The organism is Floridaenema aerugineum BLCC-F46 (assembly GCF_041929345.1).
Lineage (GTDB): Bacteria > Cyanobacteriota > Cyanobacteriia > Cyanobacteriales > Aerosakkonemataceae > Floridanema > Floridanema aerugineum.
In genome coordinates this window covers 1-6,743 of the sequence record NZ_JBHFNQ010000189.1, presented here as the reverse complement: position 1 = coordinate 6,743, position 6,743 = coordinate 1, and the positions used below count along the sequence as shown (strand labels likewise).

Annotated in this window: 6 protein-coding genes and 1 rRNA gene; 5 read left to right on the top strand and 2 right to left on the bottom strand. The window is 40.5% G+C overall.

Annotated elements, in window-relative coordinates; translation table 11 throughout:
• The first annotated feature begins 163 nt into the window (after positions 1–163).
• From ACE1CC_RS24410 to ACE1CC_RS24390, 5 genes are all read left to right on the top strand, one after another.
• Positions 164–460, top strand: a complete 297-nt coding sequence (locus ACE1CC_RS24410) for a hypothetical protein (RefSeq protein ID WP_413263669.1) — start codon at positions 164–166, stop codon at positions 458–460.
• A gap of 189 nt (positions 461–649) precedes the next feature.
• Positions 650–1,015, top strand: coding sequence for a low temperature-induced protein (locus ACE1CC_RS24405; protein ID WP_413273036.1), 366 nt, complete (start codon positions 650–652; stop codon positions 1,013–1,015).
• 340 nt (positions 1,016–1,355) lie between these two features.
• A complete protein-coding gene (locus ACE1CC_RS24400) occupies positions 1,356–2,717 on the top strand; it encodes an APC family permease (protein ID WP_413273035.1) in 1,362 nt (453 codons plus the stop codon).
• Between the two features lie 32 nt (positions 2,718–2,749).
• Positions 2,750–3,436 (top strand): methyltransferase domain-containing protein, encoded by a 687-nt coding sequence (locus ACE1CC_RS24395; protein WP_413273034.1) that lies wholly within the window; start codon positions 2,750–2,752, stop codon positions 3,434–3,436.
• 919 nt (positions 3,437–4,355) lie between these two features.
• Entirely contained in the window at positions 4,356–5,450 is a 1,095-nt protein-coding gene (locus ACE1CC_RS24390; RefSeq protein ID WP_413273033.1) for an iron-containing redox enzyme family protein, read from the top strand.
• Positions 5,451–5,531: 81 nt separating this feature from the next.
• Here ACE1CC_RS24390 and ACE1CC_RS24385 read toward each other — a convergent pair whose 3' ends face one another.
• Positions 5,532–6,248: a class I SAM-dependent methyltransferase gene (locus tag ACE1CC_RS24385; RefSeq protein WP_413273032.1), complete on the bottom strand. Its 717-nt coding sequence runs from the start codon at positions 6,246–6,248 to the stop codon at positions 5,532–5,534.
• A 372-nt stretch (positions 6,249–6,620) separates the two neighbouring features.
• Positions 6,621–6,738, bottom strand: a 5S ribosomal RNA gene (rrf, locus tag ACE1CC_RS24380).
• Between the last annotated feature and the right edge of the window lie 5 nt (positions 6,739–6,743).

Below are 6,743 nucleotides of genomic sequence, written 5' to 3'. Positions count from 1 at the left end.
AATTGTGCCTCCCCCCTAATCATTTTTTAAAATTTTATTTTTTTTTTATATTTGGTGAATTTATTCTCCTTTTTCTTTTGGGTTTTTTGTGGGTTGGTTAAATTCATTAATAACCCCTACAATAAATTACCCCTACTGTGACTACCAACTACCAATTTTTGCCATGTTCTCTCAAGTCTATTACGTAATTCGTTCTACAGCTGACGGTCGTTACTTAGCCGCCCATCCAGAAAGCAATTCAGAAACAGCTAATCCCACAGGTTATTTGTTGATGTTCTCTGAAGATTTTGAGGCGTTAAGTTACTTAAATACTCATGGCGCAAATGTGGCAAATCGCTTCGCTGTAGAATCTGTTCCGGGAAGTCAACTCAAAAATCTGCTAAAACGTTGGGGTTTTGCGGGTGTAGGTGTGGTGCGCGACCCACTTTTGCCAACTATTGAGTTTTTTGTCCAAAATTGAGGCTATTATTGCCTATTCCTTCCGGTTGAGTTTGGGTGGGAATTTTCATTGGCACAGATATATCTAGCTACAGATGTGAGGGTGAGAAAAATATGAGCAAATAGTAGGAGGTTGCTGAATTGAGCTTTCTTTAGCCATTATCAACAACTACTCGTTAGTTTTTACTTTAATAGAGAGGAGAAGCCTACTATGCGCTTTATCAATTTTAATGTTTCCAATTTGCTACGCCGCGTTCGTTTTTTCGTAGCTGCTTGCGTCTGTGCTTTGCTAGTAATGTCATACACTTTACCTGCTTACAGTGCTACTTCTAGACCTACTGAAGGCGAAGCCAATTTGTTAGAAATTGAAGGGAAATCTCAAGATGCTATTTCTAGTAAAGATCCTTCAGATTTCGGTTTGCACAAGCAAGTTAAGGAAACCAATCCTGGGTTGAACGAAATCCAAGGAACTGCTGATGCTGATAAGATGAAACGCCCTGAAAATACCTCAAATAACACGAAGTCTGTTGAACAAATTATCGGTAACACTTTGGAAAAAGTGACTGGTGAAAAGTAATAGCAAAATTTAATTACAATTTGACGACTAAAAAAGGGTAGGCTGGGTGTCTACCCTCGTTTTTTTTCAATTTACCATCTGGGTTGTTGTCAGGATTTTAGTTCTTCTATGTAGAAAGTAAACGACTTTAGTCGTTACAACAGACTAATAATTGATTAATTAAGAATTATATTATATCTACCTATTGGTAGATGTCCAATGAGCAGCAGCATTTCAAAATTCAAAAAATGTTCTGGAAAAAATCGATTTTCCCCAGTAGAATATGAGTTGATTAACAAAAAATAGGTGGTAGTTACCCATTCTATTTTCAATTTACAGCTAAAATACTAAGGATGCCGGGATGAGCAGACGCGCAGATTATAGCTTTCCAAATCAAGATGTGGTGGCAAGCTCATCGGCTTCCCCTAAACCAGCGTTAGCATTCACGGATGCGATCGCTCTCATTGTAGGTATTGTAATTGGTGCGGGAATCTTTGAAACTCCGGCTTTAGTTGCGGCTAATGCAGGAAGTTCGCCATTAATAATTTTGCTCTGGTTAATCGGCGGCGCAGTATCTTTTATTGGTGCTTTGTGCTGGGCAGAATTAGCCACAACTTATCCTCATGCTGGTGGCAATTATTATTACCTGCGTCGGGCTTTTGGTAAGAATGTTGCTTTTTTATTTGCTTGGGCAAGAATGACAGTAGTTCAAACTGGTTCCATTACTTTGTTAGCATTTATTTTTGGTGATTATGCTACTCAGTTGTGGAAGTTAGGTGATTATTCTTCATCGATTTATGCTGGCATTGTAATTGTGGGTTTGACAGCTTTAAATATAGTCGGAGTTCAGCAGGGAAAATGGACACAAAACTTGTTAACTTTGGCTAAAGTTATCGGCTTAGTATTGGTAATAATTTGCGGTTTATTTCTGACTTTACCAATGGAAGAAGCGGCAACTTTGGGACAAAAAACCTCTGGTTCTTGGGGTTTGTCCATGATTTTTGTGTTGCTGACTTATGGGGGTTGGAATGAAGCTGCTTATATTTCGGCTGAGTTGCGAAATGTACGGCAGAATATGGTGCGATCGCTATTAATTAGCATTGCCATCATTACTGCCATTTATTTGTTAATTAATGTCGCCTATCTGCAAGGTTTAGGTGTTACTGATATGGCGAGTTCAAAAGCAGTAGCAGCTGATTTAATGAGAAGGGCAATTGGTAAACCTGGGGCAATATTTCTGAGTTTATTAATTGCTGTTTCTACTTTAGGCGCAATTAACGCAACGATTTTTACAGGGGCGAGAACTAACTATGCGTTAGGACAAGATTTTTCAGTATTTAGTTTTCTGGGGAAATGGCAAAATAAAAACAGTACTCCGGTCAATGCTTTAATGGTGCAAGGTGCGATCGCTCTTCTCCTAGTTTTATTAGGCACTTTGACACGCAAAGGCTTTCAAACAATGGTAGATTACACCGCCCCAGTATTTTGGTTTTTCTTTCTCTTAACCACAATTTCCCTGTTTATTTTACGTTGGCGCGAACCAGAAACTCCCCGACCATTTAAAGTTCCTTTCTATCCAATTACGCCAATAATGTTTTGCCTAATTTGTGGTTATTTACTCTACTCTAGTCTTGCTTATACTGGAGTGGGAGCATTAGTGGGTGTAGCAATGGTAATCGTTGGCGCACCAATATTAATTTGGCATAATCGTCAACGAGTTTGAACAAACTTAGTTCATCAAATCAGGAGTGAAGAATGCAGTTGCAACCAATTAAACTTTTACTGATTGCTGGTGTGAGTATTAGCAGTTTACTATTTGCCGGATGCAATCAAACCGTGCCAAAAAATGACCAAGCTAAAGCACAAGTAGCGCAGCAAACACCCGATATTAACGCCCAATTATCAGATGTGGAAAAAGATGTACCTTTTGTACCCACACCAGAAGTAGTTGTAGCAGAAATGCTCAAACAAGCAAAAGTTACTAAACAAGATGTACTTTATGATTTGGGTAGTGGTGATGGCAGGATTGTAATTACAGCTGCTCAAAAATTCGGCGCAAGAGGTGTGGGAATAGACATCGATCCTGAATTGGTAAAAAAAAGTCAACAAAATGCTCAAAAAGCTGGAGTAGCTAACCGAGTAAAATTCTTGCAACAGGATTTGTTTAAAACCGATCTTAGTGAAGCAACAGTAGTCACACTTTACTTACTTCCTGATATAAATTTAAAACTCCGACCCAAGTTACTTTCAGAACTAAAACCTGGCACAAGAGTTGTTTCTCACAACTATGATATGGGTGAATGGAAACCCGAAACTGTGGTAAAAGTTAAAGGGCCAGTTTACGAACACACAGTCTATTCTTGGGTAGTTCCTAAAGAAATTCCTGCGAATTTGCGCCCCACAACTGGAACTACTCAACCAGCTGTTCCCACTACCAAGTAAGTTCGCCGATAACGGGGTTGGTAAGGGGTGTGCTTTCCTCTCCTTCCTCTTTTAGGTAGGAGAGGAAAGCACACCCCTTACACTAACAAATGAGCGGTATGGCTTGTCCTATAGATTTAGGGCTACCAAAAGCTCCGCCCTCTGGAGCGGGCGGGGTAGTTTACGCAGATTAAGTAGGGTGTGTGACGGTGTTACTTGAATATTGCACCAATGTTTCACGAATTTTGGCCCTCACGCACCGCCTTCAGGCAAGATTGACACTCTCACCGTTAATCAAGAAAGGATGTAACGGGAGATTCTTGGGCTGAATCTTGCCACTTCCAACTTGTGTCAGATTTGGTCTTACAGTTTCATGTCTAGTCCGACTACACCTTTTAGGGCAAGCACTCTTATGGACTACTCCCCAAGCGTAACTTTCCTTGTGCCCCAAGGTAGTTTATTCAATTTGTTTCTCGTCCTTACCGTGTGGACTTAGTTTTACACCATTGACGGCTAGGAATTTCGAGATCACGGAGTAGGACGTTTTACCTGTTTCCTCACGTTCTCGCGGTTAACAACCTACATTTATACTTACATGAAGGTGGCGTTATGTGTACACATGATGAAAGAAAAGTCATTAAGATTTAGGTTGTCAGAACGCAGATACAACAAGCTAAAACTATACGCAGCAAGCAAGGAAAAAACCATGACTCAGGTTATCGAAGATTGGATAGATCGCTTGGCTAAAATCGATGCTTCGCTTCTGAGGAACGTTGGTCACATTCATCTCCCGTTAAACTGCTCTGTAACGGGAGTCTTCTTGTTCCATTGAGATAAAGTTTTGCGTTTTGAGTGTGTAGATTCTCTCTCCAAGGTAGATGTAACAAAGTGTAACGATCTTCGAGAATCGTAGATACTAATACCAAAACGAACAAGATTCATGATCCCAAGTATTGAAGCTAAACCAAAGAGTCAATTACTACCTACAGAATACGATCGCGCAGAGCAGCAATTTATTCAACTGCTCGAAACAGAAGATTTAGACAAAAAGTTGGCAGCACAGATAGTGAACGCCAGTGAATTTGAAAAAGTACTCAACAAAGCAATAGAAGTTGCTTACGCAGGAACATCTGGGGATGATTCTGCACACCGCTTTTTGCAGCGCGTGTTGTATCGCATTAATCGGCTAAAGCTCTTTTGGTATGACGATTTGCGCCATTATACCAATGAGCGATCGCTCTACTTGAGAACAGTACGTGACCAAATAGAGGAAGCTTGGCAGGAGTGGGAAGCGGCACAACTGAATGTAGCGGCGTATCAAGGAATAGATGATATTGGGCAAGCATTGCGCGATCGCTTTGCTGCTGATGTCGATCCTGCTCCATCTGCTGATGGTTTATTTTATCGCGATCGCGTCACTGAAATTGGTTATCGTCGTTTGGTAGCGATCGCCTCCCTAGATGGATTAGTCGAAGCAAGTCAGCTTTCTCGGACTCTAGGCGGTGTCGGTAATGAAGTCCATGCCGTGCTGACAAGGTTGTTGATCGAAGAATACGGTGGCGGTCGCCTTTCCCGCAAGCACTCTTCCCACTTTACAACCATGCTGGAAGAACTAGGGATGCTATCCCGACCAGAGGCGTATTTTGATTTAGTCCCTTGGCAACTTCTAGCGATCGTCAATCATAGTTTTCTGCTCACCGAACGTAAGCGCTATTTCCTACGCTATATTGGCGGACTCCTTTACGGAGAGCTTTCCGTCCCAGCTACCTTCCGCAACTATCAAGCCGCTGGTGAGCGATTAGGATTTTCAGCTGCGGCAATGAGCTACTGGAATCTGCACATTAAAGTAGACGAACTACACGGTCGTTGGATGTTGGACGATGTTGCTATACCACTTGTAGCACTGTATCCCGCTGATGCTTGGGAGTTAGTTTTTGGTTATGATCAGCAGCGACTGTTGAGCGATCGCGCTGGCACTGCTGTAGCCCAAGCAGTACGGGAAGCCCAGCAAACCGCATTAAAGGCGGATAATTGATAAATTCTCTCAAAAAGCCTTTATTTGTAAGGTGCGTTAGTGATAAACAACGCACCATCCCACTATATTTATCCAACCCAATTATAAACTAGTCATTAACTTTACTAACTCAGTGGATAAGTCACCTGTAGAAGCAGATTTTTTGGTAAATAGAACACCAGCTAAAAGGTAGATATTCTTTGAGTAAAAGGCTCTCTTATTTCTTCGTAACTCCTGAATTCTATCTTTAACTTTTGGTTCAGAGCTATAATACCCAAACTGTAAGGGTGAAATTGCAAAATCGGAAACAAAGTAACCATTTGCTAGTGCATAGTTAATCAACCCTTGAGGATTTGAATAACTAGAAACTAGGACTAGGACATTTGGATAATTTAAAGACAAAAGCTGTTTAGTAACAGTAATTCCCTCTACACCACCATGCAACAAAGGTTGGTAAATCTTGTTATCTAATGCTGGAAGATAGGGAGGATTTGATACAAGATAAGTAGCATCAGGTCTAGTAGAATCAAATAAGCAACGATTGTGGACTATATATCTATCGCTTAGTTTATACTCTTTAATTTTTGACTTTGCCACTTGACAAGCTAAACTATTTAACTCAAATCCATGTATGATACCTTCAAATTCGGTTCTAAGCAAAGACTTAATAACGGGACTCCCATCACCAGAACCAAATTCTAAAATTGACTCGGAATTAAAACAATTATTCAAAACTAATGTTTCTAAGCAGTGCGAATAAAAATTGGATTCTTCGGGACAAAAGAAAACATCTTTCAGCGGCTGAGAAGTAGTCAGCATAAATCAATTAAATAATAAACTATACAAAACTTAATATATAAATAATATTGCAAACATCTACCATCGGAATTATAGGTATAATTCGCCCATAGTTAGATGATATAGATGTAATACTTGGATTTGCGATCAAAGGAGCATAATTGTTTTTAGAAAGGGATTTTTAGTGCGATCGTGCTTCCGAAGGTGGTATTATTAACCTTTAAAAATACCTTGGTTAATCTAGAAAAACCAAGAACAATGATTTTCAATAGATAGTAGCTACGCTACTATCTAAGTTTGATTCAAACCAAGGCTAATAACAGTTTCCCAAAGCCCGTTAGATCAAAAAACCCCCTTTCGATGAGAAAGGAGGCTTTTTGTTTATCAAGAAAACCCTGGCACCTTGCTATTGTCCCTGGCAGCAACCCGCCAAGTATCTTCGCCGCCGCAACGTTTCACCACCGAGTTCGGGATGGAATCGGTGTGGTTCCATTGCGCCAACAGCACCAGGAAAAC

Coding starts and splice junctions, on each gene's coding strand:
- ACE1CC_RS24395 (WP_413273034.1), top strand. CDS start 2,750: ATGCAGTTGCAACCAATTAAACTTTTACTGATTGCTGGTGTGAGTATT.
- ACE1CC_RS24385 (WP_413273032.1), bottom strand. CDS start 6,248: ATGCTGACTACTTCTCAGCCGCTGAAAGATGTTTTCTTTTGTCCCGAA.
- ACE1CC_RS24410 (WP_413263669.1), top strand. CDS start 164: ATGTTCTCTCAAGTCTATTACGTAATTCGTTCTACAGCTGACGGTCGT.
- ACE1CC_RS24390 (WP_413273033.1), top strand. CDS start 4,356: ATGATCCCAAGTATTGAAGCTAAACCAAAGAGTCAATTACTACCTACA.
- ACE1CC_RS24400 (WP_413273035.1), top strand. CDS start 1,356: ATGAGCAGACGCGCAGATTATAGCTTTCCAAATCAAGATGTGGTGGCA.
- ACE1CC_RS24405 (WP_413273036.1), top strand. CDS start 650: ATGCGCTTTATCAATTTTAATGTTTCCAATTTGCTACGCCGCGTTCGT.